Annotated in this window: 27 protein-coding genes and 2 pseudogenes; 25 read left to right on the forward strand and 4 right to left on the reverse strand. The window is 32.3% G+C overall.

Features of this window, described 5'->3' with window-relative positions:
- Nucleotides 1-6 precede the first annotated feature (6 nt).
- Nucleotides 7-1,137 (forward strand): cation:proton antiporter, encoded by a 1,131-nt coding sequence (locus DZ64_RS0109475; protein WP_236618755.1) that lies wholly within the window; start codon nucleotides 7-9, stop codon nucleotides 1,135-1,137.
- A 92-nt stretch (nucleotides 1,138-1,229) separates the two neighbouring features.
- The gene (gltX, locus tag DZ64_RS0109480; RefSeq protein ID WP_024790337.1) at nucleotides 1,230-2,615 is read left to right on the forward strand and encodes a glutamate--tRNA ligase; all 1,386 of its coding nucleotides are present in this window, start codon (nucleotides 1,230-1,232) and stop codon (nucleotides 2,613-2,615) included.
- Nucleotides 2,616-2,732: 117 nt separating this feature from the next.
- Here gltX and DZ64_RS0109485 read toward each other — a convergent pair whose 3' ends face one another.
- Nucleotides 2,733-2,930: a hypothetical protein gene (locus DZ64_RS0109485; RefSeq protein WP_156922671.1), complete on the reverse strand. Its 198-nt coding sequence runs from the start codon at nucleotides 2,928-2,930 to the stop codon at nucleotides 2,733-2,735.
- Between the two features lie 397 nt (nucleotides 2,931-3,327).
- Between DZ64_RS0109485 and DZ64_RS0109490 the strand changes: the two genes are divergently transcribed.
- The 7 genes and pseudogenes from DZ64_RS0109490 to DZ64_RS0109520 all read left to right on the forward strand — a co-directional run bounded on the left by DZ64_RS0109490 (nucleotide 3,328) and on the right by DZ64_RS0109520 (nucleotide 6,589).
- Complete coding sequence (locus tag DZ64_RS0109490; RefSeq protein WP_024790339.1) at nucleotides 3,328-3,531, forward strand: hypothetical protein; 204 nt, start codon at nucleotides 3,328-3,330, stop codon at nucleotides 3,529-3,531.
- Nucleotides 3,532-3,655: 124 nt separating this feature from the next.
- On the forward strand, nucleotides 3,656-3,871 hold the full coding sequence (locus DZ64_RS14275; RefSeq protein ID WP_369792124.1) for a hypothetical protein: 216 nt from the start codon (nucleotides 3,656-3,658) through the stop codon (nucleotides 3,869-3,871).
- Between the two features lie 199 nt (nucleotides 3,872-4,070).
- Nucleotides 4,071-4,418, forward strand: a pseudogene (locus tag DZ64_RS11670) (response regulator transcription factor); the annotation flags it as partial.
- Between the two features lie 8 nt (nucleotides 4,419-4,426).
- Complete coding sequence (locus tag DZ64_RS13870) at nucleotides 4,427-4,549, forward strand: hypothetical protein (RefSeq protein ID WP_255327564.1); 123 nt, start codon at nucleotides 4,427-4,429, stop codon at nucleotides 4,547-4,549.
- A gap of 290 nt (nucleotides 4,550-4,839) precedes the next feature.
- Nucleotides 4,840-5,130, forward strand: a complete 291-nt coding sequence (locus DZ64_RS0109510) for a sensor histidine kinase (RefSeq protein WP_024790342.1) — start codon at nucleotides 4,840-4,842, stop codon at nucleotides 5,128-5,130.
- A 242-nt stretch (nucleotides 5,131-5,372) separates the two neighbouring features.
- Complete coding sequence (locus DZ64_RS11195; protein ID WP_236618761.1) at nucleotides 5,373-6,011, forward strand: DUF2202 domain-containing protein; 639 nt, start codon at nucleotides 5,373-5,375, stop codon at nucleotides 6,009-6,011.
- On the forward strand, nucleotides 6,008-6,589 hold the full coding sequence (locus DZ64_RS0109520) for a DUF4405 domain-containing protein (protein ID WP_024790343.1): 582 nt from the start codon (nucleotides 6,008-6,010) through the stop codon (nucleotides 6,587-6,589). Before DZ64_RS11195 ends, DZ64_RS0109520 begins: the two co-directional genes overlap by 4 nt.
- On the opposite strand, the gene DZ64_RS0109525 is transcribed toward DZ64_RS0109520, so the two are convergent.
- Genes DZ64_RS0109525 through DZ64_RS11200 form a run of 3 tightly spaced genes read right to left on the reverse strand, consistent with a single transcriptional unit; the run spans nucleotide 6,586 to nucleotide 9,606 of the window.
- The gene (locus DZ64_RS0109525) at nucleotides 6,586-8,532 is read right to left on the reverse strand and encodes a transglycosylase domain-containing protein (protein ID WP_024790344.1); all 1,947 of its coding nucleotides are present in this window, start codon (nucleotides 8,530-8,532) and stop codon (nucleotides 6,586-6,588) included. The genes DZ64_RS0109520 and DZ64_RS0109525 overlap by 4 nt on opposite strands.
- Nucleotides 8,529-8,936 (reverse strand): aminotransferase class I/II-fold pyridoxal phosphate-dependent enzyme, encoded by a 408-nt coding sequence (locus DZ64_RS13570; protein WP_236618756.1) that lies wholly within the window; start codon nucleotides 8,934-8,936, stop codon nucleotides 8,529-8,531. The genes DZ64_RS0109525 and DZ64_RS13570 overlap by 4 nt, the downstream gene beginning before the upstream one ends.
- Nucleotides 8,890-9,606: a pyridoxal phosphate-dependent aminotransferase family protein gene (locus DZ64_RS11200; RefSeq protein WP_236618757.1), complete on the reverse strand. Its 717-nt coding sequence runs from the start codon at nucleotides 9,604-9,606 to the stop codon at nucleotides 8,890-8,892. Before DZ64_RS11200 ends, DZ64_RS13570 begins: the two co-directional genes overlap by 47 nt.
- 56 nt (nucleotides 9,607-9,662) lie before the next feature.
- Here DZ64_RS11200 and alaS point away from each other — a divergent pair.
- The 16 genes and pseudogenes from alaS (at nucleotide 9,663) to trpS (ending at nucleotide 26,766) form a co-directional block, all read left to right on the forward strand.
- Nucleotides 9,663-12,214: pseudogene (gene alaS / locus DZ64_RS14280) on the forward strand (alanine--tRNA ligase).
- Nucleotides 12,215-12,231: 17 nt separating this feature from the next.
- Nucleotides 12,232-12,882, forward strand: coding sequence for a response regulator transcription factor (locus DZ64_RS0109540; RefSeq protein ID WP_024790345.1), 651 nt, complete (start codon nucleotides 12,232-12,234; stop codon nucleotides 12,880-12,882).
- Nucleotides 12,883-12,934: 52 nt separating this feature from the next.
- Entirely contained in the window at nucleotides 12,935-14,695 is a 1,761-nt protein-coding gene (locus tag DZ64_RS11675) for a HAMP domain-containing sensor histidine kinase (RefSeq protein ID WP_156922672.1), read from the forward strand.
- 14 nt (nucleotides 14,696-14,709) lie between these two features.
- Nucleotides 14,710-15,264 carry a septum formation inhibitor Maf gene (gene maf / locus DZ64_RS0109550; RefSeq protein WP_024790347.1) on the forward strand — a complete coding sequence of 185 codons (555 nt, stop codon included), beginning with the start codon at nucleotides 14,710-14,712 and terminating at the stop codon, nucleotides 15,262-15,264.
- Entirely contained in the window at nucleotides 15,255-16,151 is an 897-nt protein-coding gene (locus DZ64_RS0109555; protein ID WP_024790348.1) for a PDC sensor domain-containing protein, read from the forward strand. Before maf ends, DZ64_RS0109555 begins: the two co-directional genes overlap by 10 nt.
- A gap of 35 nt (nucleotides 16,152-16,186) precedes the next feature.
- On the forward strand, nucleotides 16,187-16,798 hold the full coding sequence (gene hisH, locus DZ64_RS0109560; RefSeq protein ID WP_024790349.1) for an imidazole glycerol phosphate synthase subunit HisH: 612 nt from the start codon (nucleotides 16,187-16,189) through the stop codon (nucleotides 16,796-16,798).
- On the forward strand, nucleotides 16,795-17,511 hold the full coding sequence (gene hisA, locus DZ64_RS0109565; protein ID WP_024790350.1) for a 1-(5-phosphoribosyl)-5-[(5-phosphoribosylamino)methylideneamino]imidazole-4-carboxamide isomerase: 717 nt from the start codon (nucleotides 16,795-16,797) through the stop codon (nucleotides 17,509-17,511). Before hisH ends, hisA begins: the two co-directional genes overlap by 4 nt.
- Nucleotides 17,508-17,885 carry a chemotaxis response regulator CheY gene (locus tag DZ64_RS0109570; protein ID WP_024790351.1) on the forward strand — a complete coding sequence of 126 codons (378 nt, stop codon included), beginning with the start codon at nucleotides 17,508-17,510 and terminating at the stop codon, nucleotides 17,883-17,885. Before hisA ends, DZ64_RS0109570 begins: the two co-directional genes overlap by 4 nt.
- Nucleotides 17,875-18,699 carry a 50S ribosomal protein L11 methyltransferase gene (locus DZ64_RS0109575; protein WP_024790352.1) on the forward strand — a complete coding sequence of 275 codons (825 nt, stop codon included), beginning with the start codon at nucleotides 17,875-17,877 and terminating at the stop codon, nucleotides 18,697-18,699. Before DZ64_RS0109570 ends, DZ64_RS0109575 begins: the two co-directional genes overlap by 11 nt.
- A gap of 36 nt (nucleotides 18,700-18,735) precedes the next feature.
- Complete coding sequence (ftsH, locus tag DZ64_RS0109580) at nucleotides 18,736-20,637, forward strand: ATP-dependent zinc metalloprotease FtsH (protein WP_024790353.1); 1,902 nt, start codon at nucleotides 18,736-18,738, stop codon at nucleotides 20,635-20,637.
- On the forward strand, nucleotides 20,612-21,253 hold the full coding sequence (locus DZ64_RS0109585; RefSeq protein ID WP_024790354.1) for a phosphatidylserine decarboxylase: 642 nt from the start codon (nucleotides 20,612-20,614) through the stop codon (nucleotides 21,251-21,253). The genes ftsH and DZ64_RS0109585 overlap by 26 nt, the downstream gene beginning before the upstream one ends.
- On the forward strand, nucleotides 21,243-21,950 hold the full coding sequence (gene pssA, locus DZ64_RS0109590) for a CDP-diacylglycerol--serine O-phosphatidyltransferase (protein ID WP_024790355.1): 708 nt from the start codon (nucleotides 21,243-21,245) through the stop codon (nucleotides 21,948-21,950). Before DZ64_RS0109585 ends, pssA begins: the two co-directional genes overlap by 11 nt.
- Before the next feature lie 71 nt (nucleotides 21,951-22,021).
- The gene (locus tag DZ64_RS0109595) at nucleotides 22,022-23,575 is read left to right on the forward strand and encodes a 2-isopropylmalate synthase (RefSeq protein ID WP_024790356.1); all 1,554 of its coding nucleotides are present in this window, start codon (nucleotides 22,022-22,024) and stop codon (nucleotides 23,573-23,575) included.
- A gap of 44 nt (nucleotides 23,576-23,619) precedes the next feature.
- Nucleotides 23,620-24,996, forward strand: coding sequence for a ribosome biogenesis GTPase Der (gene der, locus DZ64_RS0109600; protein WP_024790357.1), 1,377 nt, complete (start codon nucleotides 23,620-23,622; stop codon nucleotides 24,994-24,996).
- Nucleotides 24,983-25,804 (forward strand): TIGR04219 family outer membrane beta-barrel protein, encoded by an 822-nt coding sequence (locus tag DZ64_RS0109605; RefSeq protein ID WP_024790358.1) that lies wholly within the window; start codon nucleotides 24,983-24,985, stop codon nucleotides 25,802-25,804. The genes der and DZ64_RS0109605 overlap by 14 nt, the downstream gene beginning before the upstream one ends.
- Nucleotides 25,801-26,766, forward strand: coding sequence for a tryptophan--tRNA ligase (gene trpS / locus DZ64_RS0109610; RefSeq protein ID WP_024790359.1), 966 nt, complete (start codon nucleotides 25,801-25,803; stop codon nucleotides 26,764-26,766). The genes DZ64_RS0109605 and trpS overlap by 4 nt, the downstream gene beginning before the upstream one ends.
- The last annotated feature ends 4 nt before the right edge of the window (nucleotides 26,767-26,770 follow it).

The following is a 26,770-nucleotide window of genomic DNA, read 5'->3' on the forward strand; positions in this document are numbered from 1 at the left end:
TTTATTTTGATTTTATCATTAGCCGTAATTATTCTTATTTCACCTTTTATAAGTTCTATATTTCGTTTTCCCATTTTGGCGGTTGAAATTATTTTGGGAGCAATTTTCAGTTTTATAGGATTAATTGGGGAAAATGAAATTTTTAGCTTACTTTCTGAAACAGGTTTTTTATATTTAATGCTGCTTGCCGGGATGGAAATAAACTTAAAAGAGATGTTTAAACTTGAAAAAAAGATATTTATCTATGCTGTTTTATTTTTGATATTAATGTATCTGCTTAGTTTATTGAGCGTTTTTTTCTTAGGATTCAGTAAAATATTTATTGTTGTTTTTCCTTTGGTTTCGGTTGGGCTTATACTCTCTTTGCAACAGGAAATCGGCAAAAAAGAGTGGCTTGAACTTGCAATGAAAGTAGGGGTAATTGCCGAGGTTGTTTCTATTATTGTTTTGACGCTTCTTAGCAGTTATTTTGAATTTGGCTTTACACACAGATTTTTTGTAAATATTTCTATATTAATGGCAGTTTTAATTTCCCTTGCGGTTTTGTTTTTTATAATGAGAACACTTTTTTGGTGGTTTCCCGAGATTAAATTTTATCTGATGCCGGGAATTGATAAATATCATCAGGATGTGAGAATTGCGATTAGCCTCTTTTTTATAGTAATTGTTCTTTTGTATAAAATAGGTATTGATGTGGTTTTGGGGGCTTTTGTGGTAGGGGTGTTTTTGAAAACGTTTTTTGAGCATAATAAATCGCTTGAGCACAAATTGGCACCTTTTGGATTCGGTTTTTTGATTCCAATATTTTTTGTGCATGTGGGTTCAAGTCTTGATATAAAACTTCTTTCTTCAAAAATGCTGGTTGACAGTTTTTATATCGTGCTTTTAATGATTTTAATAAGAATTTTTGCTTCATCTGTTTTTTTCCGTGTTTTGAATTTAAACAGTATATTGTTTGGTATAAGCCTTTCCATGCCTCTTACTCTAATGATTGCCGTTGCCGCACTTGCACATCAGAATCATACAATAAATGATTATTGGTATAATGTTTTGGTTGTTGCGGCCGTAATGGAAGTTATTGTTGTGATGGTAGGAGTTAAAATATTGAATAAATTAATAGTTAAAAGTGAAAAATGAAAAATTTAAAATATTAAGATATTGTTCTTAACTTTTCACTTTTAATTTTTCATTATTAATAGTTGGTATAATTTCACAAAAAAAGGAAAATAATGGTAATTACAAGATTTGCTCCCTCCCCTACAGGGTATCTGCATATCGGCGGGCTTAGAACCGCTCTTTTTAACTGGCTTTGGGCCAGAAAAAACAACGGAAAATTCAAGCTAAGAATAGAAGATACGGACCGGAAAAGAAATAAACAAGAAGCAGTTGAAGCCATAATAAAAGCATTTGATTGGAGTGGGCTTAATTATGACGGGGAAGTGGTTTTTCAAAGTGAGAGGTTTGATGTATATAAAAGATATATAAATGAATTACTTAAAAAAGGTTTTGCATATAAATGTTACCTCACAAAAGAAGAGCTTGAAATAATAAGAAACGCCAAAATGAAAGGTGAAGAACCTACGATTGACATAAGAAAATACAGGGATTTTAAGGAGGAGCTAAATAAACCTTATGTGATAAGATTTAAAACACCTCTTGAGGGAAAAATCTGTTTTGAAGACGGGGTTAAGGGAATGCAGTGTGTGGATGCAAAAGAAATTGAAGATTTTGTAATTGCCAGGGGTGACGGAACTCCTACATATAATTTTGTGGTTGTAATTGACGATTATGAAATGGGTTTGACGGATATTATAAGGGGGGATGACCATTTAAGAAATACATTCAAACAGATGCTGCTTTATGAAGCGTTCGGATGGAATGTACCGAAATTTTACCATGTGCCTATGATTCATAATGAAAAAGGCGGCAAAATGAGTAAGCGTGACGGAGCTGTGGATGTGATGGAATATAAAAAAGAAGGCTTTCTTCCGGAAGCTTTGCTAAATTTTTTAGTGCGTCTCGGATGGTCTCACGGAGATCAGGAAATTTTCAGCATGGAAGAGATGATAAACCTGTTTGATCCGAAAGACATCAATAAAGCCCCGAGCAGATTCAATAAAGAAAAGCTTGAGTGGCTAAATAGCCATTATATTAAAAATTCTCCTAATGAAAGACTTGAAATTATATTAAGGGACGATTTCGGGGTTGATATATTAAATCATGACAGAAAAGAGATTTTAATAGATGAGCTTAAAGAAAGGGCAAAAACCATAAAAGAAATGGCCGTGGAAATTGAAAAAATATTAAATGAGCCAAGTGAATATAATGAAAAAGCCGTTAAAAAATTTATAAAAGATGATGTTTTATCTAATTTAAATGAATTCGTAACATTTTTAAAAGATAAAAATCCAAAACTGCCAAGTGAATGGCATGACGCTATGCATGAATTTTTGGAACTGAAACAGATTAAACCCAAATTTTTAATGCCGCCTCTTAGAATCGCAATGGTGGGGGATACCAAAGGGATTGACCTTGCGGCAATGTTAAGCGTCCTTGGAAAAGATGAGGTGATAGAAAGAATAGGAAAATTATTAGCCTCTTTTGAAGTTTTTTAAACCTCTTTAAAAAAGAGAATTTGTTTTTTAAAATTTTCAAAGCGTGTAAGAGCCGCAACATATAAATTAAGAGCCATTATGCATATGCTGTATAAGGCATTACTTTTGATGCAATTATTACAAGTGAGTAACAACCGCTTTAAAAAAGTCGTTTTCATTTTTAAATTCATGTGATATATGGCTCAGTGCCTCTATACCCACAAAACACCAAAACACAATTCCGAGTGAAAAAACAGATAATAACTTGTGATTGTAATTGTTATAAAAATATTTATATTTAACAAATGTAGCGCTTCCTCCTGCACTGGGATACATTTTGCCAAATTTTCCGAATACAAACGCCACAGGTAACCGCTGTTAAAAACCATGCAATTAACGCCTGTAAGTTGCGCTTATTGCGGGGACTATAAACACTCCGCTTCCAAGAAGTGTAATTACAATGGTGGCGATTTCTTGAATTAAATTAATTAAATATCTTTTTTAAATTTATATAAGAATACATAATATTTTGTTATAATTCTTACTGGGCCATTGCCGAAATTTTAGGTGTTCCTTTTGGAGAGCTTGTAGGCGAGGGTGAAATAAAAGAAGAGGGTGTGAGCGTTACACTAATTTAAAATAAAAGATTCATTTGAAAGGGAAGTATCACAGTAGGGAAAGTGGATGATCCAAAAGAAATTAACCAGGGAGATGTTGTTGAATTTGATGCCGATTGTACCCATTTATACGTGCTAAAAGCGCTTCAACGCTTATAATTACTATTTATTATTCTAAAAGCAGGTATTTTAGTGAAGATGTTTTTGTTGATGTATTTGACAGGGATGTTTATGAAGAACTGAATAATTTAGTTAATTCAGGAGTTGAGGTTATAAGAGTTATTGCCAAACATGACAAATATATTTTTAAATACAAATAAAGAAGGTTTAAATTTTTTGGAATTAAAAATATAAATTTTGAAAAAGTATTATTTTGCATTTTACAGCGTTTAGGGAAAAGAAATTTTTAATTTAGGTCCTATATTTACCATTATTTTATCTGTAATTTTTTTAAAAGAAAAACTAACAATTAATTTGATAATTGCCATGTTTTTTGCCCTTTTAGGTGTGATTTTCAGTGTAAAAGGCGAAATTGAAGTAAATAAATTTGTTTTTATTGCCTTGCTTTCAGTCATATTACAATTCAGGGAATTGTCGTTTCAGCCGTTACCGGAGTTGTCCATACCGCACTGGCACTTTTTCTCTGGTATGATTCCATAAATTATATAAAACATTCTTTTTGCAATGATTCTTGCGTGGCTTATTTTAGGCCAAGTGCCTAATATTTATCAGATAACAGGTGGATTTTTAGTGTTTTTGGCAGGTGTGTTTATGAGTATGGGGGAAATAAGGAAGAGAAAATGAAAATATTGTTAGAATATCTGCAAAATTTTTATGAAATAGATGGGAAGAAGCTCTAAAAAAAGCTTACGAAAATAATTATGATTTAATGATTTTTGATGTAAAGCTTCCAAAAATGGACGGATTTAGTGCAGTAAAAGAGATCCTTGATAGTGAAAAAGATATTGAAGAAGGTTTTTTAAGCGGCGGGGATGATTATATAAAAAAACCTTTTTCCTTAAAAGAACTCAAATACAGAATTGATGCAATTATCAAAAGGGCAGAAACAGGGGTTGTAAGTAAGGAGGAAATTTTTGAATATCTGTATGGATTAGATGAACCAAATGAAAAAGTTTTAGGAAAAGATAGTATTGAGACAATAAGTGGCAGGGGATTTAATTTTTTTGTCTGGAAAAGAAGGCTTTAAGGAGGTTTTTGCTAATTTATCTAGTATCTACAATTTTTTTGATAGGTATAGGAGAGTTTTTTTATTATAAATTAGCTTATAAAAATATTATTGAAAGTGAAATTAAGTCAATTACAGAGGAATGTTTATAAAAATAATCAATTGTAAGTTTTCTTTTCCTTTAAAGATTGTAAAATAGAAGATAATTAATATATTCGAAATTTTAATCCTGAAAAAGTATATTTTGATAAAACGTTTTGGATTAAAAGAAAATATATTTATTACAGGTTTGAAATGATTAAAAGATGGGGAATAATAGATGTTATATTAAAGTTTTTTGATATTTAATATTATCTTTTTCTTTGTTAGGAAGAGTATTTTTAGCTCCTATGAAAGAGGTTATAAATGTTTAGAAGACGGCATACGAGATTCAACTCATGAAATGAATACTCCTATTAGCATAATTCTTACAAATATTGAGATGATTAAAGAAAAACCAAATAAAAAAGCTATAAAAAGAATAGAAGAAGAAGATTTAATTAGAATTATTGATAATTTACTTTCAAATGCAATTAAATATGCTCCTAATAATTCAACTATTGAGATTAAACTTAAAAAAGGAAAATTTTGTACAAAAAATATTGGTGAAATTAACAATATTGAAAATATTAGTAGTGAGGGCGGTTTTGGGCTTGGACTTGATATTGCTAAAAAAATAACAGATGATTATTAGCAGTCTGTTTACATTTTGTTTAACTTCCTCTTTTATAATTTTAGAAAAAATTAAGGAGAAAGAAATGAAAAAATTATTAAGCGCTTTTAGGAGTTTTATTAAGTAGTGCCGCCGATTGAAAATTATGTATTAAGTTTACCTAAAGAGAGTTTATCAAAAGTTGAAATTAATGACTTACTTCATATGCAAGGGATGTTTCTCTCACTTTATATAAAAAATGGAAACTGCCGGTATTTAAAAATATTTCAAAAAGTGAAAATTGGCATATGCATATGATTAAATTGCTTTTAGATAAATATGGTTTAAATGACCCGGTTGAAAAAACAGGAGACAGGGTAGGTGTATTTGAGAGTAAAAAGCTTCAAAAACTTTATAATGAATTGGTTGAGAAAGGCTCAATGAGTTTAAAAGACGCTTTAATGGTAGGAGCTACAATAGAAGATTTGGATATTAAAGATTTAGAAGAAGCAATTAAAAGAAGTAATAATAAAGATATAAACTTAGTTTATCAAAATCTTGAAAAAGGAAGCCGTAATCATATGAGAGCTTTTGTTGGAGTGTTAAGAAGATATGGCGGGGATTATACTCCACAATTTATTTCTATGAGTGAATTTAATCAAATTGTAAGTTCAAAACACGAAATGGGAATGATGAAAAGTTCTAAGTACTACAATAATGAGTTTTATGGAGTTGTTGAGAGAGTTTATACAACTTTAAAAGTAGCAATTGCACCTACTTGGACTTTACAAAATATCAATATAAGGCCTGGGGATAGAGTAGAAGTAAAAGGTTATAAGGGAATGTATAGTTTTATAACTTGTGAAATAGAAGATAAAACAACAAGTTTGGAGTATAAAAGTAAATCTAGGAGATGTAAATGAGAAAATGGATTGATCTGTTTTTGTTTTCAACGATAATTATCATTTTTAGTGGAATTGTATTATACATAATGCCTCATGGAAGGGTGGCTTATTTTACAGGTTGGAAGTTTTTAGGTATTGATAAAGACGGATGGGATAATTTGCATGTAATTTTTGGATTTTTTATGGGGCATATTGTTGTTAATTGGAGGGCTTTAAAAAAATATCTTTTTTTAGAATCAGTGTTTGCTCTTTTAATTATAGCTTTGGTATCTATTGGGACAATAAAGAATATCCAACCCTTTAAGAGTGTAAGTGATTTAGAAGAGTATATTAAAAATTCTTGGGAAGTTTCAAAAAGTGAGATACCAATTGCACACGGAGAGCTTTTGAGTTTAAAAGATGTTTTTGATAAATTGAATATTCCTTTAAATCAAGCGACAGATAAATTAAAAGAAAGAGGCATTCAATTTAATGTAAACGAAACTTTAAAAGAAATTGCCAATAAAAATAACTTAACCCCTGTTAAAATTTATGAAAAAATGAAAACTAAAAAAAATCCTATAGACATAGTAAAAATTATTACTAAAGAAAATTAGAAAACCGGTACGTAAGAGCTTTGTTTTGGAGGGGGAGAAAGAGGGGTAAAAAGTTCTTTTTTGCCGTTTGGCAGGGTAAATGTTTTAACTTCTTTTGGCTTTTTAAAATGCCTAATCAGTTCCGGATGAAGGGTTAAGAGTTTTTTATAAAATTCTTTGAATACTGGGGCACTTACCCTGCCGCCTGGCATTTTATCTCCGAGTGTTGTATAATCGTCGTTTCCAAACCATATGAGAGTTTGAGTGTTTGGTGTAAATCCGCAAAACCATGCGTCTGTAAAGTTATTTGTTGTCCCTGTTTTACCTGCTATTTCAATGCCTTTAACTTTAGCATTTCTACCAGTTCCTTTTTTTACAACATCCTTTAAAATATCTATCATCAAATATGCCTGATAATCAGGCTCGATATATTCGTATTTCGGCTCTGTTTTTATAATAAGCCCTTCTTTTGGCAAAATGATTTTTTTTACTATATGAATATAGCTTTTTGTGCCGTAGTTGCTGAATATTGTATAAAGCTGGGCGAATTTCCACATTGGAATTCCGACGCTTCCAAGTGCAATGCTTAAATTGTTGGGAAGTTTGTCGAATCCGAAATTATAAAGATTTTTTATAACACTGTCCAGTCCCATAGACATAACAAGGTTTATAGTCGCAAGGTTTCTTGAATGGACAAGGGCTTCTCTTAATGTAATAAGGCCGAGGGTGTTTTTTTCATAATTTTTAGGTTTCCAGTATTTATCTTCTTGGGGGGTGTCGCTTGGGATTTTAAATGTTCTTTTAATGTCTGGAATAAGGCTTGCCGGATTATAGCCTATATTCAAAGCTGTTTGATAAATAAACGGTTTTATTGCGCTTCCCACGCTTCTTCTTGACTGAATTACCCTGTTGAATTTGCTTTTTGAATAGTCAATTCCGCCAATTAATGCTAAAACATCCCCGTTTTTTTGATTTAAACTTATCATTGCGCCGTTTAAGGTGCTTTTGTTTAAATCAGGATTTAGTTTTAAAAGTCTTTGATAATTATCTTTTATAGATTCGTTCGCCGCTTTTTGTATATTGGTATCTATTGTCAGATAAATGTCATATCCACGTGAAAGCAGATTTTTGTATTTTTTAGAGAGTTTGTAAATTGCGGCATCTACTGCATAGCCTACCAAATTTTTTATTTTCGGCTCAATCATATATTTATATACTTTCGGATGTGAAAGTATCGCTTTTTTATATTCTTCGGGGGTAATCCATCCTAAAAGATAAAGCCTTTTAATAATTGAATCGGCCCTTTTTAAATTAAGCTCATAATGTCTGGTCGGGTCATATAAACTCGGCCCTTTTGGAAGTGCGATAAGCATTGCAATTTCTTTAAGGCTCAAATCTTTTAGTTTTTTGTGAAAATATCCGTAAGATGCTGTGGCAATCCCGTAATATCCGTTACCAAAATAGATTTGGTTTAAATATCTCTCGAGAATTTCCTCTTTGGTTAAAAAATGTTCGACTTTTAAAGATATTATTATTTCTTTTAGTTTTCTTTTTAATGTTTTTTTTCTGTTTAAATAAATGTTTCTTACAAGCTGCTGGGTTATTGTCGAAGCCCCTTCAACTTTTCTGCCGGCTTTTATATCCGTAATGAGGGCTCTTAAAATTGCATTTATATTTATACCTTCATGCTCAAAAAAAGAGGTGTCTTCTGTTGCAACCAGTGTTTCTATGACACGTCCGGGAATGTCTTTGTATTTTACATAAAAACGGTTTTGTTTAGAAAACCTGACATCTATTAATTTTTTGTTTCTGTCAAAAAACCGGGCTGAAACAGGCGGGTTGTAATATATTATTTTTGCCGCAACGAATCTTGTGTCGTTATATAAATATAAAAAATACCCTAAACCTGCAATAACTGCAGCCGTTAAAGATATCAATAAAAAAGTAAATATTTTTTTTATCATTTTTCTCCCAAAGAATTTAATGTTTCATGTATTATATCAAGACTTACATTTAATCTTAAAATTATTCTGAAAATGGGGCTTTTTACGGTAGGGGGGCGTATTGCCCCTATTAAAATATTTTTTTCTAAAAGTTCTTTTTGTTTTTTTAGTAAATCTTTGTTTGAAAGGGAAGGGATTATTTTTATTAAGGATTGGGAATCAAATAATTTTTGTCTTTTTTTTATTTTTTCTTTATAAAAATTAAGATTATTTTCAATATCTTCAACGGCATAAAAAGCTAAAAGGGAATCAACGGGGCTTAGGGCTGTTGTATAAATAATGCTTCTTGCTTTATTTATTAAAAATTCTATTATTTCCTTATTTGCTAAAATATACGCCCCGTAACTTCCGAGTGACTTTTCCAAGTGTTCCCATTTTTACCGTTTTATTTTGGTTTAGTTTGTATTCGTCTGTAATTCCCATTAAATTGTCTCCTGTAATTCCTACGCTGTGAGCCTCGTCTATAATCAGGTATCCGATTTTCTGGGCGTAATCGGTTATTTCTTTTTTTACCTTGTCCCCCATCATGGAATAAATCCCTTCTACCACTGTAAAAACCCTGTTGTATTTTTTATAATCTCCGCTTATTTTTTTTAAATTTTTAAAATCGTTGTGTTTAAAAAATTTGACTTCGGCATTTGTCAACCTGCTTCCCACTATTCCGCTTGCGTGATATTCTTCATCTACATAAAAAACGTCCCCCCCTCTTCCAAGCTCAAACAAAGCCATATTTGCCAAAAATCCGCTTCCTATAATTATTGCTTCTTCAAAATTATTAAGTTCTTTTAGTTTCTCTTCAAGTATTTTATGAGCCGGATGATATCCGTTTACAAGCATTGACGCTTTTGCCGAATGGGAGTGGTATTCTTTTGCCTTTTCATATGCTTTTTCTAAAATGTCTTTTTTTTCAGCAAGGCCCAGATAATCGTTGCTTGCCAAATCTATAATATTATCATTATATATTTTTCTTTTACGGAGTCTGTTTTTTTTCTTTAAAATATTCAGTTCTTTTTCATATAACTTTTCACTTTTCATTTTTCACTTTTCATTTTCATTTTATTTAGTTAAAATTTTATCAAAAAAGGCCATTTATGGATATAAGAAAAGAATTTTTAAATTTTTTTGAAAAAAAAGGGCATAAGGTCTATCCTTCATCACCTCTTGTGCCGGATGATCCGAGTTTACTGTTTACAAATGCCGGAATGGTTCAGTTTAAACCTGTTTTTACAGGAGAAAAACCGGCACCCGAGCCTCCCAGGGCATGCAGCAGCCAGCTTTGTATGAGAGCTGGCGGAAAACATAACGATTTGGAAAATGTGGGTTATACAAACCGCCACCATACACTTTTTGAAATGCTTGGAAATTTTAGTTTCGGAGATTATTTTAAAGAAAAAGCAATTGAATATGCGTGGGAGTTTGTAACGGATGTTTTAAACCTTGATAAAAGCAGGCTCTGGATTACAATTCACGAAAGTGATGATGAGGCCGGCAAAATCTGGGAGAAGTATGTTCCAAAGAAAAGAATTGTAAAAATGGGGGATAAAGACAATTTCTGGCAGATGGGAGATACCGGTCCATGCGGTCCTTGCAGTGAAATACATTACGACCAGGGGGCGGATAAATTTAATTCCCCTGAAGATTATTTAGGAGGAGAAGGGGACAGATTCCTTGAAATATGGAATCTGGTTTTTATGCAGTATAACAGAGATAAAAAAGGCAAATTATCTCCTCTACCACGTCCAAGTATTGATACAGGAATGGGACTTGAAAGAATTACGGCTATAAAAGAAGGTGTTACAAGCAATTATGAAACGTCTATTTTTAAACCTTTAATAAACAAGGTTGTTGAAATTACAGGAAAAGAATATTTTACGGATTCAAAAGGAGCGTCACACAGGGTAATAGCCGATCATATAAGAGCCGTTACGTTTCTTTTGGCCCAGGGGGTCAGGTTCGACAGAGAAGGCAGGGGGTATGTTTTAAGAAGAATTTTAAGAAGGGGCGTAAGACACGGATATATGCTGGGAATGAAAGAACCTTTTATGTATAAAATCGTAGATACCCTGGTTCAGGAGATGGGGCATCAGTATCCTTATTTAATTGAAAAAAAAGAGGCCGTTAAAAACGCTATGAAAATGGAGGAAGAGAGATTTTTTGCCACAATTGATAAGGGAATGGAACTGTTTAAAGAGGCTCTTTCTAAAACTGTCGGGGATGTTTTCAGCGGTGAAATAGCATTTAAACTTTATGATACATACGGATTTCCACTTGATTTGACTCAGGATATGCTAAGAGAAGTGGGGAAAAAAGTTGATGTAAACACATTCGAAAAACTTATGCAGGAGCAAAAGACAAGAGCTAGGGCAAACTGGAAAGGAAGCGGGGATAAAAAAATTAATTTAAAAGATTTGGTTAAATATCCGGTAAATAAGTTTGTGGGTTATGAAAAAACGGAGTGTAAAACAAAAATAAAAGCCCTTTTTGACGAAAATTTTAATGAAGTAAATGAACTTAACGCAAACGGCTGGGTGATGCTGGAAGTTACTCCTTTTTATGCCGAAAGCGGAGGACAGGTCGGAGACAGGGGGGTAATTAAGTGTAAAATGGATAACGGAGAATGAGACAGTGTGCAAAAGTAATTGATACCAAAAAATTTGACGGAAAAAACTTATCAAAAATAGTTGATGCCAGATTAAAAGTAGGTGATGAGGTTGAAGCTGTTGTGGATGAATCAAGAAGAGAAATTGCCAAACATCATTCAGCCACGCATTTACTGCAGGCGGCTTTAAGAAAAGTGTTGGGTGAACATGTAACGCAGGCCGGAAGTTTAGTGGAAGCAAACAGGTTAAGATTTGATTTTACCCATCCAAAAGCATTGAGTAAAGAAGAACTTTCTAAAATTGAAGATATGGTAAATAATGTAATAGCAAGAGGGATTGAAGGGGAAGTTGCCGAGATGCCGATTGATGAAGCTAAAAAACTTGGAGCCATGGCACTTTTTGGGGAAAAATACGGCGATATTGTAAGGGTTGTTAAGTTCGGGGATTTTTCAATAGAGCTTTGTGGTGGTACGCATGTAAAAAATACATCTGAAATTGGAAGTTTTTATATAACAAAAGAAAGCGGCGTAAGTGCAGGGGTCAGAAGAATTGAAGCGGTTGCAGGGATAAGTGCATATAAATATGCCAAAGCTTACAGGGACATGGCGGAAGAAATTAAGCATGAAAACAAAACAAAAGATATTAAAATATTTATAGAAAAACAAAAAGATGAAATTAAAAAATTAAAAGATGAAATTAAAACCCTTCAAAAAGCGGCTGTTAAAGAGATAAAACCGCTTGAAAAAGACGGAATTAATTTTGTAATTGAGAGAATTGATAATGCAAATTTACGTGAAATAGCAACAGATTTGAAAGGAAAATACGAGAATTTAGTTGCATTTTTGGCTGGAAGTAGTAATGGAAAAGTTAGTATTGTAGCTGTTAGTAAAGTGCCTGAAATAAAAGCCGGGGATTTAATTAAAGAATTTGCCCCGATTGTAGGAGGAAAAGGTGGAGGAAAAAGCGATTTTGCACAAGGTGGCGGAAAAGATGCAGATAAAATAGATGAAATGATTAGTAAAGTAAAAGAAAAATTTTTATAAAAGGAGTAAAAAGGGGGATGGATATATTAATAGTAGAAGATGATTTGCCTTTGGCAAATGTATTAAAAAAGGTATTGGAAAAAAATGGATTTAATGTAAATATTGCAAGTGACGGTGAAGAGGCATTTAATGAAATTCTGGAAAAAAATTATGATTTATATTTGTTGGATATTAATTTACCGAAACTTAACGGGCATAAATTATTGAAACTTATAAAACACAAAGACGAAAATGCCATTGTAATAATGATTACGGCTTCGGCCGAAATAGAAGATATAGAAAAAGCGTATAATTACGGATGCAGTGAATATATAAAAAAACCGTTTCACGCCAAAGAATTGTTGATAAGAATAAACAATTTAATAAATAAAAACGAAATAAATGATGAAATAATTGTTGATAACATAAAATTTGTAAAAAATACTATGGATTTGTTTATAGACAACAAACCGGTGGAACTTAGAAAAAAAGAAAAAAGACTTTTATATATTCTTTTGGACAATCTTGATAAAACGGTTACAAAAGAAAAAATTATTGAATTTGTCTGGGAAGGTGAAAAAAAAGATTCCTATCCCCTCAGGCAATTGGTAAGTACTTTAAAAGCAAAACTTTCAAATCATAATATAGTCAGTGTCGTAGGAATAGGATATAAGTTTGTCAAAGTATAAATTTTCAATTAACCAAATTATAGTAATTTTTTTCTTTACCTTTTTTTTATTAATGGGGTCTATAGTATATATTCAATATTATAAATCTGAACAAATTCTGAGAAACAATTTTATAAACAAACATAAAATAGAAGCCCTTAAAATTAAGGACAAATTTAAAAATATTTTTGATAAGGCTTTATATATATATAAAATTCATGAACAATTAAACATTAAAAATACATTTAAATTAAACAAGTTTTATAAAAATGGAAAATTCAATATTTCTCAGGCGGCAAAAATTTTAAATTCATCTCTTGAAAGGGGGAAATATGAGATTTTTCAAATAGACAGAAATTATAAAATAATAAACGGCACGTATCAGCCGGATATAGGTTATGATTTGGGCCATTTCCCAGCTTATAAGAAAGTTTTAGATAATGTTTTCAACGGCAAAGAAAAAATAGATATTTCTTATATACATCTGGATATTGCTTCAAAAAATTTAAAAAAATATTATTTAATCCGTTCTTCGGACGGTAAATATCTGCTTCAATCGGCTTATGTGTTGGATATTTACTCAAAATTAAAAAAAATTTATAAATTTATAAAGCCTGCTCTTAACAATTTAAAAATTTATTTTGTGGACAGATATCTGGTCTATTCCATAAATTTTAAAAACCGTTATCAGAAAAAACTTTCTGTAAATGAGCTTTGTAATTATTCAAAAAATTTTTTATTGTATTTTAGTAATAATAAAGACATCGCAAAAAAAAGCAATATTGAAATATTAAATAAAATCGTGTCTGTTTTTAAAAAGCATAACAATATGATTTACAAAATAAGAGGCAACACCCTTAAAATATTTGTGTTAATAAACGGGATTATAAACAATAAAGACAATAGGATGATAATTGAAACAGATTTTAACCTAACTCCTTTAAAAACGGCTGAAAGAAGACTTTTTAAAAATTTTTGGATAATTTTTGTTTTAATGGCTGTATTTATTATTTTAATGTATTTTTTTGCAAAAAAATATTTTATTAAAAAGTTGGATTTATTGACCAAAGCGTTTAAAGACAACAGAAAATGTAAAATGAATGAATCTTTTATAAAAGAAATAGCGGAACTTCAAACCAGTTACAATAAACTTTTTGAAAAATTAAATGATGAAATAGAAAAAAATAAAAAACTTTTATATTTAAATAGAAGATTTGTTGTAGATACCATACATCAGATAAGAACACCTCTTAATGTTATTTTGTTAAATGTGGAACTGCTAAGGGAATCCTGTAGGGAAGAAGAAATTTTAGATGAAATAGAAGCTTCTGTTTCCATGCTCAGTAATTCTTATGAAGATTTGGCTTATATATCTTCGAATAATGTTGTTGAATATAAACCAGAAAATATTGACATTGCATTGGTACTGAAAGAAAGAATAGAATATTTTTTCAGCATCGCAAAATCTCATAATAAAAATTTTCTCTCAGATATTGATGAAAACTGTATATTTAATATAAACAAAATAGAGCTTGAGAGGGTTATTGACAATAATATTTCAAATGCCGTTAAATATTCAAAAGGTAAAGAGATTATTGTTTCATTGAAAAAATATAAAAATAAATTTGTTTTAAAATTTGAAACTTATGGAGAAAAAATAAAAGATTCAAAAAATATTTTTGAAAAAAATTACAGGGAGCAGCCCCATAAAAGAGGTTTGGGAATAGGGTTGAATATTGTTAAAAAAATTTGTGAAAAATATAATATTAAATATTCTCATTTTTATCAAAATGAAAAAAATATTTTTGAATATCAATTTTTGGTAAAATTTTAGTTAAAAAGGGTTTTATGCTGATACTTTGTTCTTCTTCTGTTACAAGGGCTGAATTATTAAAAAACGCCGATATTGATTTTGTTCAAAAAAACTGCAGTTTTGATGAAGACAAACTGGTATTCAAAGACCCGTATGAATTTGTGGTAAATGCAAGTTTTGGAAAATTTAAAGAATGTATTAAATGTTTTAATGATAATATTATAACCGCCGATACTGTTATAAGTAACGGCAGAAATATTTTAAGAAAAGCCAAATCACGTGAGGATGCAAGAAAAATACTTTTACAACAAAGTGGAGAAAATATTAAAATCATAACTTCCATGTGGATTAAAATAAATTCTAAAGTTTACGGAAGAGTTGATGAAACCGTTTATGAATTTTATGAATTTGATAAAACTGATTTGGAAAATTATTTAAATTCCAATGAATGGGTGGGGAAAGCCGGAGCATGTATGGTGGAAGGGTTTTGTAAAAAATATATAAAAAATGTAAAAGGGTATGAATCAACTGCCATGGGACTTTGCATTGAAGAATTAGTAAAAATATTAAAGGAAGAAAGATGTATATAAAAGAAATTCAGGATTTTCAAAAAATCAGAAAAGAGGCAAGAGCCTATTTTTGTTATTTAATGCAAAGAAACATACCAAACAAATTGCCAAATATCGGGGTTGATGTAATATATGAAGGGTTAAAAAGAATTATAAATGAACTTCCCGAAGCCAACGCCGCTTATATTTTGGATGCGAGCGGAAAACAGATAAGCAAAATGATTACAAATAAAGAGAGTTTCAAAAATTATGATATAGAATTTAACCAGTCAAACAGGACATATTTTTATAAAGCTGTAAAAGAGAAAAAATGTATTTTGACAGATCCTTATCCAAGTCTGATAGGAGGGGAAATTGTTGTAAGCGCGGCTTTGCCTGTTTTTAATGACAGGGGGGATTTGCTGTATGTGGCTGTAATTGATATTCCTTTGGAGAAAATTTTGAAATTTATTCACAAAGAAAAAGGTGATGTCTGGTTTAATAATTTCAACAGACTTATTTATGCAATGTTCAGCGCCGCACTGTTTGCCATTGTGGTTTTATTGTTTTATTACGGTGTTAAAATGTTTTTTGTGTATACGATTAACAATATCGATGTCAAAAAAATGTTTGAATCGACAATTTTAATAACACTTTCTTTAGCAATATTTGATTTGGTTAAAACCATATTGAGCGAAGAAGTGGTTGGAGAAAAGGAAGAACACCCTTTTGCAATTCATAAAACGATGATTAAATTTTTGGGAAGTATTATAATAGCTTTGGCAATCGAAGGGCTTATGCTTGTATTTAAATTTGCCATGGTCGCCCCGCAAATGCTTATTTATGCGGCAATTTTAATAAGTGCGGTAACGCTTCTTTTATTCGCTCTGGCTTATTATATGAAAAATGTGGGTAAAGACATAAAATAGTGAATGGTAAGTAGTGAGAAAAAAAAAGGAAATAAATGATAGGAATAGTTGATTATAATATGGGAAATTTGGCAAGTGTAAAAAACGCTTTTGATAAAATCGGTGTAAAAGCTGAGGTTGTTAAAGAGCCTGAAAAATTGAAAAATTTTGACAAATTAATTTTTCCGGGAGTCGGAGCTTTTGGTGATGCGGCTGATTATTTAAAAAAAACGGGTCTGGATGAAGCCATGGGGGAATTTATAAATACCGGCAGGCCTGTTTTGGGGGTGTGCCTCGGAATGCAGCTGTTGTTTGAAAAAAGTGAAGAATTCGGCATGCATGAAGGGCTTGGAATTATAGAAGGCGAAGTGGTTAAATTTGACAAAAGCAGGGTGAAAGGGCATAAAATTCCGCATGTGGGATGGAATAAAATGTTTTTTGCCAAAAATTCGCCTCTTTTTAATGATTTGGACAATCCGTATTTATATTTCGTCCATTCTTATCATGTGGTATGTGATGAAAAATATGTTATAGGTAAAACAATTTACGGTTATGAATTTGTCAGTGCAGTGAATAAAGACAATGTTTACGGCTTTCAGCCCCATCCTGAAAAAAGCCACAACGCTGGGCTTAAAATACTTGAAAATTTTGTAAAAGGTATCAAATGATAATCTTTCCTGCAATAGATTTAAAAGACGGTAAGGCCGTAAGGCTTACAAAAGGCGAAATGGACAGTGCAAAAATATACAGTGAAAACCCGCTAAATTTTGCAAAACAGTTTGAAGATATGGGGGCAAAATGGCTTCATATGGTTGATTTAAACGGGGCATTTAAAGGAAGTCCCCAGAATATTAAAGCAATTGAGGAAATTAGAAAAAACACATCTTTGAAAATTCAGCTCGGAGGCGGAATAAGAGATGAAGATACAATAAAAAAATATTTGGATTTAGGTATTAACAGATTGATTTTGGGAAGTGTCGCCGCAAAAAATCCCGAAATGGTTATAGAATTGGCTGAAAAATATCCTATTGCCGTCGGAATAGACGCAAAAGACGAATATGTGGCCGTAAGCGGATGGGGGAAAAAAGAAAATATAAAAGCCGAAGAGTTGGCTAAAAAGTTTGAAAAATCCAAAATTGAATGTATAATTGCAACAGATATAAGTAAAGATGGCACTTTAAAAGGACTTAATCTCGATTTTGTTTTAAATATTCAAAACACTTCTAAAAAAAAGGTTATTGCAAGCGGCGGGGTGGCGAATGAAGAAGACATAATAAAAGCTAAAGAAAAAAATATTTACGGAGTAATTGTCGGAAAAGCTTTTTATGAAGGAAAAATAGATTTAAAAAGATTATTTGAGTTATTTAAGGAGGAAAAATGAAAATTTTGGTTGTGGACGACAGCTCAACTATGAGAAGAATTATTCAAAATACGTTGGCAAGACTCGGATATAAAGATGTAATTCAGGCGGCAGATGGTATTGAAGCATGGGACGCACTTCAGTCAAATCCCGATATAGAAGTGGTTATAACGGACTGGAATATGCCCAATATGAACGGGCTTGAACTTGTGAAAAAAATAAGGGCAGAAGAGAGATATAAATCTCTACCTATAATTATGGTAACAACCGAAGGTGGTAAAAAAGAGGTTATCACAGCACTTAAAGCTGGCGTAAACAATTACATTGTAAAGCCTTTCACGCCGCAGGTTTTAAAAGAAAAGCTTGAAGGGGTTCTTGGTAAAAATGAAGGATAATTATTTTGAATTAAGTGTTCAGACCGATTCTTTTAAAGATGAAATAGAAAATTTTTTGATTGAAAGGTTTAATAACGGTATCGAAGAGAAAGAAAACACTCTTATTTTAAGAAGTGAAAATAATTTTGAGTCATTAATTGAAGAATTAAAAAAATATGTGAGTGCATTGGAAGAGATTTTTAATACAAAAATAAGTTTAAATATAAATGTAGAAAAAAAATCAAATATTGACTGGATAGAAAATTATAAAAAATCGATAAAACCTATTGAAATAGACGGGTTTTATATTCATCCGAGCTGGTATGAAAATAAAAATGATAAAGAAAATATAATAATTGATCCCGCACTTGCTTTTGGAAGTGGGCATCATGAAACAACCAGAAGCTGTGTAAAGGCGATTAACAAATATGTAAAAAAAGGTAATACATTTTTGGATGTCGGGTGCGGCAGCGGTATTTTATCCATTGTGGCGGCAAAAAAAGGAGCTGTCGTAAATTTGTGCGATACAGATGAACTGGCTGTTAAAAGCGCAAAAGAAAATTTTGAATCAAATAATGTTGAATTTAATAAAATTTGGGTGGGAAGTGCAGGAGATACTGATGAAAAATATGATGTGGTCGTTGCAAATATAATAGCCGATATTTTAATTTTTATAGCGAATGATTTAAAAAAACGGGTTAACGGTTATTTAATTCTTTCTGGTATAATTAACAAATATAAAAACAAAGTTTTGGAAAAGTATAAAGAATTTGAACTTATCGAAGAAATTTTTGAAAACGAATGGGTAACACTGATTTTAAAAAACGTTGAATGATAAATGTTGAATTTAAATTTAAATTAAAGGATATAGATGCCAAAAAACAATAAAAATAACAATGATAATTTTTTTAATAAAAATCCGCTTCTTTTGTTTATAATTTTTGCGGTTGTTATAATTTTAATTTTTAGAAGTATCGCCCCAAGTGCCGAAAGCAGCGTTTCCCAGCTGGTTTCCGGAAAGCCGGCCGTTATGAGTATAACATATTCCGATGTTAAAAAGCTTGCAAAAGAAAAACAGTTAAGCTACGTTGCTATAGGAAAAACATATTTAAAAGCTAAATTAAAAGACGGAACAATTATAACAGTTCCGAAAGTTCCGAATGATCCGAGTCTAATTACAATTCTGGATAAAAATTCTATTCCTTACGGTGCCCTGCCAGAATCCAGCAACTGGCTTAATGATTTGATTTTCGGCTGGATTATTCCTATATTTATATTTTTTGCAATTTGGATGTTTTTGGCAAGCAGAATGCAAAAAGGTATGGGGGGAGTTTTTGGTGTAGGAAGTGCAAAAGGGCTTATAAAAAGTGAAAAACCAGATGTTACATTTGATGATGTTGCAGGAAACGATGAAGCCAAAGAGGAAGTGAAAGAGATAGTTGATTTTCTTAAAAATCCCGACAGATATACGGCTTTAGGGGCAAAAATTCCAAAAGGTGTTTTACTTATCGGACCTCCGGGTACAGGAAAAACACTTCTTGCAAAAGCGGTTGCAGGTGAGGCTGATGTTCCGTTTTTTGCCGTAAACGGCAGCAGTTTTATAGAAATGTTTGTAGGTGTTGGTGCGGCAAGGGTCAGGGATTTGTTTAACCAGGCTAAAAAAGAGGCGCCGAGTATAATTTTTATAGATGAAATTGACGCTATCGGTAAAAGCAGGGCTGCAGCCGGCCAGTTTGGCGGAAATGACGAAAGGGAACAGACTTTAAACCAGCTGCTTGCAGAAATGGACGGGTTTGATTCAAACGATCCGGTAATTGTATTAGCTGCTACAAACAGGCCTGAAATATTAGACCCGGCATTACTCAGACCCGGAAGATTTGACAGACAGGTACTGGTGGATAAACCTGATTTTGAAGGAAGGGTACAGATATTAAAAGTCCATGTTAAAAAAATTAAAATGGGCAGTGACGTTAATCTGGAAGAAATAGCCAGAATGACGGCGGGACTTGCCGGGGCAGACCTTGCTAATATAGTAAACGAAGCCGCTTTGCTTGCGGGTAGAAAAAATAAAAAAGAGGTAAACCAAAGTGAATTTGTAGAAGCGGTTGAAAGACAGATTGCGGGACTTGAGAAGAAAAGCAGACGTCTTAACGAAAACGATAAAAAAACCGTGGCATATCATGAAAGTGGTCATGCGGTAATTGCGGAAGTTACACCTAAAGCCAGAAAAGTAAAAAAAGTTTCAATCGTCCCAAGAGGTCTGGCCGCGCTCGGTTATACATTAAACCTTCCCGAGGAGGATAAATATCTGATGAGCAAAAGCGAACTTATTGCTCAAATTGATACACTGCTCGGAGGTAGGGCCAGCGAAGAGGTTTTTATTAAAGAAATTTCAACAGGTGCAAGTAACGACTTAGAGAGGGCAACCGACATTATAAAATCAATGGTAATGATTTACGGAATGAGTGATGTGGCCGGTTTAATGGTTCTTGAAAAACAGACAAACAGATTTTTAGGCGGTGGGTTTGGACAAAGCCGTGATTATTCAGAAAAAACACAGGAAGAAATTGACGCTTTTGTTAAAAATTTTTTAAATGAGCGTTATCAGCATGTTAAAAATACACTTAAAGAATATGCGCCTGTTATTGAACAAATGGTAAAAGAGCTTTATGAAAAAGAAGTTATAGACGGTTCAAGGGTAAGAGAATTTATAAAAGAGTATAAAGATTCTAAAAAAGAAGGTGATAATGAAGAAAACGGAAATAATTCTTAAAGAAGGGTATCCCTTTATTGTTCCTGCGGGTGTAATATTTTTAATCAGCCTTATTTTTGGATTCGGTGCATTTTGGCAGATACTCTTTTTTATTATTTTTGCATTTTTTGTATATTTTTTTAGAAATCCGGAAAGAATTCCCGATGAAGTTGGTGAAAATGTAATAATTTCTCCGGCCGACGGGGAAATTATAGAGATAACAGAGACTAAAGCCCCTATTTTAAATAAAGAAATGATTAAAATTTCCATAAGGCTATCTATTTTTGATGTACACGTACAAAGAAGTCCGATAATCGGGGAAATAGTTGCGAGGGAATATATTCACGGGTTGTTTTTAAATATTGCAGATGAAAAATCAAGTGAGCTTAATGAACAAAACAGGGTTTTGTTTGAAGGAATTGATAAAGTAGTAGTAAATCAGATAGCTGGGTTTTTAACAAGAAGAATTATAATGTTTAGAGATTTGGGAAAAATAAAACTCTCCGAGCGTTATGGTATGATAATGTTTGGAAGTCAGGTTGATTTGTATGTGCCTAAAAACTCTGTAATAAAAATAACTGAATTTCAAAAAGTAAAAGCAGGGGAGAGTTTAATAGGATATTTGAATGAAAATTAAATTGGCATATATTTTACCTAATTTTTTTACAGCCCTTAGTGCTTTTTTTGGTGTAATGAGCGTGATTGCCGCATCTCAGGGAAAATTTGAAAAAGCTTATATTTATATACTTTTTTCCCTTATAGCCGACGGACTTGACGGAAGAATAGCAAGAATTACAAACACAACTTCAAAATTCGGGGTTGAATTTGACAGCTTAGCGGATTTGGTGGCGTTTGGAATGGCGCCTGCTATGATGCTTTTTTTCTCAATCGGTAAAAATTACGGAAGATTCGGGGCACTGATCAGCGGACTTTTTGTTGTTTTTGGTGCAATAAGACTTGCAAGATTTAATGTGACAACTTCTGTTAATGACCCGAGATTTTTTATAGGACTTCCAATTCCGACGGCGGCAGTGGTTTTAAGCTCGTGGATAATGCTTGATATAAAATATCAGAGTCATTTTAATATTTTAATTTTAATAGGGGTTTTGTTTTTGGCTTTTTTAATGGTCAGTAATTTCAGATATCCAAGTTTTAAAAAAATTGATTTTAATAAAAATCTGGCAATAAAAATTTTGGTTTTAATTATCTTGGCGGCTTCTTTACTTTATCTTTTTCCTACCGAAGCGATAGCCCTGTATTTGAGTATTTATGCTTTTTACGGGGTATACAGGGGAATAAAAGGATACATTAAAGCCGGAAAATATAAAGGATAATTTTTTTCCATTGAAAAAATTTTTAAAATATGATAAAATTTTATAAAAATTTTTTATAAAAAGGATATATTATGGAAATGGTTAAAATTTTTGATACCACATTAAGAGACGGGGAGCAGTCTCCAGGCGCATCTATGACTATCGAAGAAAAAATAAAAGTGGCACTTCAGCTTGAAAAATTAAAAGTGGATATTATCGAAGCAGGATTTGCCGCAGCAAGTCCGGGTGATTTTGAAGCAATAAACAATATTGCAAAAGAGGTTAAAAATTCAACGCTCTGTTCTTTGGCCAGGGCTTTGGATAGGGATATTGAGGCCGCTGCTAAGGCGATAGAACCAGCTCCTCTTAAACGAATTCACACATTTATTGCAACAAGCCCCATTCATATGGAATATAAACTAAAAATGAGTCCCGATGAAGTAATAAGAAGAGCCGTTAGGGCGGTTGAATATTCAAGAAGCTTTGTTGATGACGTGGAATTTTCCTGTGAAGATGCGGGAAGAAGCGAGATGGGCTTTTTAAAAGAGATTATCAGTGCCGTTATTGAAGCGGGGGCAAAAACGATTAATATTCCTGATACCGTGGGTTACAGATTTCCTACAGAAATGGGGGAAATGATAAAAGAACTGGTTGAATATTTTCCAAAAGATATTATTTTTTCAGTACATTGTCATAACGATCTTGGGCTTGCCACTGCTAATTCACTTTACAGTGTATTAAACGGAGCGAGACAGGTTGAATGCACCATTAACGGCTTGGGGGAAAGGGCAGGAAACGCCGCACTTGAAGAAATTGTAATGGCCATTAAAGTAAGAAGGGATTTGTTTGATGGAATTGATACAAGGATAAATACAAAAGAAATTTATCCGACAAGCAGGCTTGTCTCAAACGTTACAGGAATAGAACCGCAGCCAAATAAAGCGATAGTTGGAAGAAATGCATTTGCCCATGAAAGCGGAATTCACCAGGACGGTGTACTTAAACATAAAGAAACATATGAGATTATGAAGGCGGAGGATATAGGGCTTGATATAAAAGACACCCTTGTTCTTGGAAAACACAGCGGAAGACATGCGTTTAAGAAAAAACTTGAGGCTTTGGGATTTAGTAACTTAAGCGATGAAGAATTGAATGAAATATTTATGAAATTTAAAAAACTTGCAGATAAGAAAAAAGAAGTTTATGATGAAGATATTTTGGCACTCATGAATGATGCGTTTGATAAAACACCTAAAACTTATGAATTGCTTTCACTTCAGCTGAGCGACTGCAGTGACGGTATGCCGAGTGCTGCGGCTAAAATTAAATTCGAAGATAAAATTTACGTAGATGCGGCAATAGGTAAAGGTACCATTGATGCCGTGTTTAAAGTAATTGATAGAATTAGCGGTATTAACGGAAAACTAATGGATTATAAAGTTGAAGCTGTAAGTGAAGGTAAAGACGCTTTGGCCAAAGTTATGGTAAAAGTTGTTTTCGATGAAAATAAACCTGCGGTTATGGGGCATGGATTAAGCATCGATACAATGGTTGCCAGTGCAAAAGCATATATAAACGCACTTAACAATTATTTGCATATGAAAGATTTACTGTCTAAAAAAATCAGTTATAAAGACAGTATTTAAATAATGAAAAGTGAAAAATTAAAAATTAAAGATGAGGAATAAAGTTGAAAAAAATAGCCATTCTCGGTAAGCCGAATGTTGGTAAAAGCTCTCTTTTTAACAGAATTTTAAGAAAGAGAGATGCTGTAATCAGTGAAAAAGCCGGAACCACAAGAGATATAAAAAAAAGAATTATCAGTTTGGATGATGAACTTGAAGATGTTGTTATAATGGATACAGGAGGGCTTGAAGAGCGGGATGAACTTTTTGACAAAGTAAAAGACAAAGCCCTTCGAATAGCAAAAGATGCAGATATACTGCTTTATATGGTTGACGGGAGAAGTCTGCCAGATGAAGATGAAAAAAAATATATAAGAAATCTTCAAAAATTAAATAAAAATATTATATTGGTTGTAAACAAAATAGATAACGACAAATTAAAAGAAAAAGTTTATGATTTTTATGAACTTGGTGTAAAAGAAATATATCCTATTTCCGTTTCCCATAACAGGGGTGTCGGAAAACTGATTGAAAGAATAAAAAAATTTATCCCTAAAAAACAAGTGTTTGAAGTAAACGAATTTGAACAAGACATTCCTTTGGAAGAACTTTTAAGTGAGAGTAGTGAAAATTTAGAGGATATTAAAGAGATAAAAGTGGCAATTATAGGCAGGGTAAATGTGGGTAAAAGTTCACTTCTTAATTCGCTTGTAGGGGAAGAGCGGGCAATAGTAAGCGAAGTTGACGGGACTACAATCGACCCTATTGATGAGAATATTTATTTTAACGGATATCATATAACTTTTGTTGATACTGCCGGAATTAGAAGAAGAGGCAAAATCAAAGATATAGAAAAATATGCCCTGATTAGAACGGAAGAAGTTTTAAAAGAAGCCGATATCGCCGTATTGGTTATTGACGCTAAAGAAGGAATAGTTGAGCTTGATGAAAAAATAGGCTCTCTTATCCAAAAATTTAAAACCGGGGCGATAATTGTTGCAAATAAATGGGATGAAACGTCTATGGATTATAAAAAGTTTGAGAGTGAGGTAAGATACAGGTTTAAATATTTAGATTTTGCCCCTTTTATGGCTGTAAGCGCTAAGACAAAAAGAAATATAGACAAATTAAAAGAAAAGCTTTCTTTTGTTTATAAAAATTATTCAAAAAGAATTCCTACTTCTCTTCTCAACGAATGGATTAAAGAAGCGACTATAAGGCATCATCTGCCTACGGATGTAAAAGGCAGGGAAACTAAAATTTATTATGCAACCCAGTTTAAAACAAAACCTCCTACCATAGCCTTAATTATGAACAAACCTAGACTTCATTTTTCATATGAGAGATATTTAATAAACTTTTTAAGAAGTAAGGAAGATTTTACAGGAACACCTATTGTCTTAATTCCAAAAGAGAAAGGTAAAAAAAATGAAAAAAATTAGTTTAAGTTTAATTTGTGCGGGACTGGTTACTTTTGCAAATGCTGATTTAGTAAGTGTAAGTGCAGGTGCAGGTTATGAACAGCAAAAAATAGACGGATATGTAAAAAACGGAAATGTAATAAATTATTTTAATAATTCATCCGCTCAAAATGACGGAAATCAAAACACAGGGGATTTAGGGTTTGATGATAAAAACAACCCTTATATCTGGGTAAAACTGATTCATCCTGTGCCAATTTTGCCAAATATTAAATTACAATATACAAAATACAACACAACCGGCCATAGTAAATGGGTTGCAGGCGGAGTAAAAATTTTCGGAGATGTAAATATTCCCTCTGGACTTACCGATGTAAGTTCCAAAATGAATATAAACTCTTATGATTTAACACTGTTTTATGAATTTAAACCTGTAATTGCGGATATAGAAGCGGGTTTTGGTGTAGATGTCTGGAAGGGAAATACCAAAATAGACGGAGATAATGCAAATATTGTAAACGGAAATATAGTAAAAACAGGAGGTTCTACTCATATTAATGAAAACTGGACGGTTCCTTTACCATATTTATATGCGAATATTGAAACAATGAAATTATTTGGTTTTTCAATATTGGGCAATATAAAATGGGCAAAAGCGGGGGATAATCACCATTATGATTATTTAGCGGGAATTAAGTATAAATTTGATAAAATTCCTTTGTTTCTAAAAATGGGATACAGATATAAAGAAGCTTACGGGGTAGATGGAGATAATAAAACAAAATTACAATACAAAGGCTATTTTGCCGAAATAGGAGCTAAGTTTTGAGAATTGTAAGCGGAATGAGACCAACAGGTAAACTTCATTTGGGACATTTTATAGGGGTTCTTAAAAACTGGGTTGCACTTCAAGAAAAATATGACACTTTTTATTTTGTGGCCGACTGGCATGCACTTTCCACGAAATATGACGAAGGGCTTGATTTAAATGAACTCAGCATTGAACTTGTAAAAGAATGGATAGCATGCGGAATTGATCCAAAAAAATCAATTCTTTTCAGACAGAGTGATATAAAAGAGCATGCCGAGCTTTATTTAGTTTTAAATATGATAACGCCTGTTAGCTGGTTAGAGAGAAACCCCACATATAAAGACGCAATGAATCAGCCTGAATACAGAGAAAAAAATAATGCGGGATTTTTAACATATCCTGTACTGCAGACAGCAGACATTATTCTTTATGATGCAAATCTGGTGCCTATCGGTGAAGATCAGAAACCCCATCTTGAGCTTGCTAGGGAAATTGTAAGAAGGTTTCATTATATGTTTAAAAAAGAAATATTTACTGAACCAAAAGAACTTCTGACAGAAATACCTAGACTTCCCGGGCTTGACGGCAGAAAAATGTCCAAAAGTTTTAATAACGCAATATATCTGGATGACGATGAAAAAAGCATTTGGGCTAAAGTTAGGATGGCTAAAACGGACCCTGCAAGGATTAAAAAAACAGACCCCGGGCATCCTGAAGTGTGTATAATTTTTGATTACCATAATGCATTTAACAAAGAAGAAGTCGTGGAAATTGAAAAAGAATGCAGGGCGGGAACTATTGGATGTGTGGAATGTAAAAAAAGATGTGCCGCCAAAATAAATGAATTGCTTTCTCCAATCAGAGAAAAAAAGGCATCTTTAAATGAGAGTATGATTTTGGATATAATAAATGAAGGAAATAAAAAAGCTGGAAATATTGCAAACGAAAAAATGGAAGAAGTTAATAAGGTAATATTTTAAAGGA

This window comes from Lebetimonas sp. JH292 (assembly GCF_000523275.1).
Classification (GTDB): domain Bacteria; phylum Campylobacterota; class Campylobacteria; order Campylobacterales; family Nautiliaceae; genus Lebetimonas.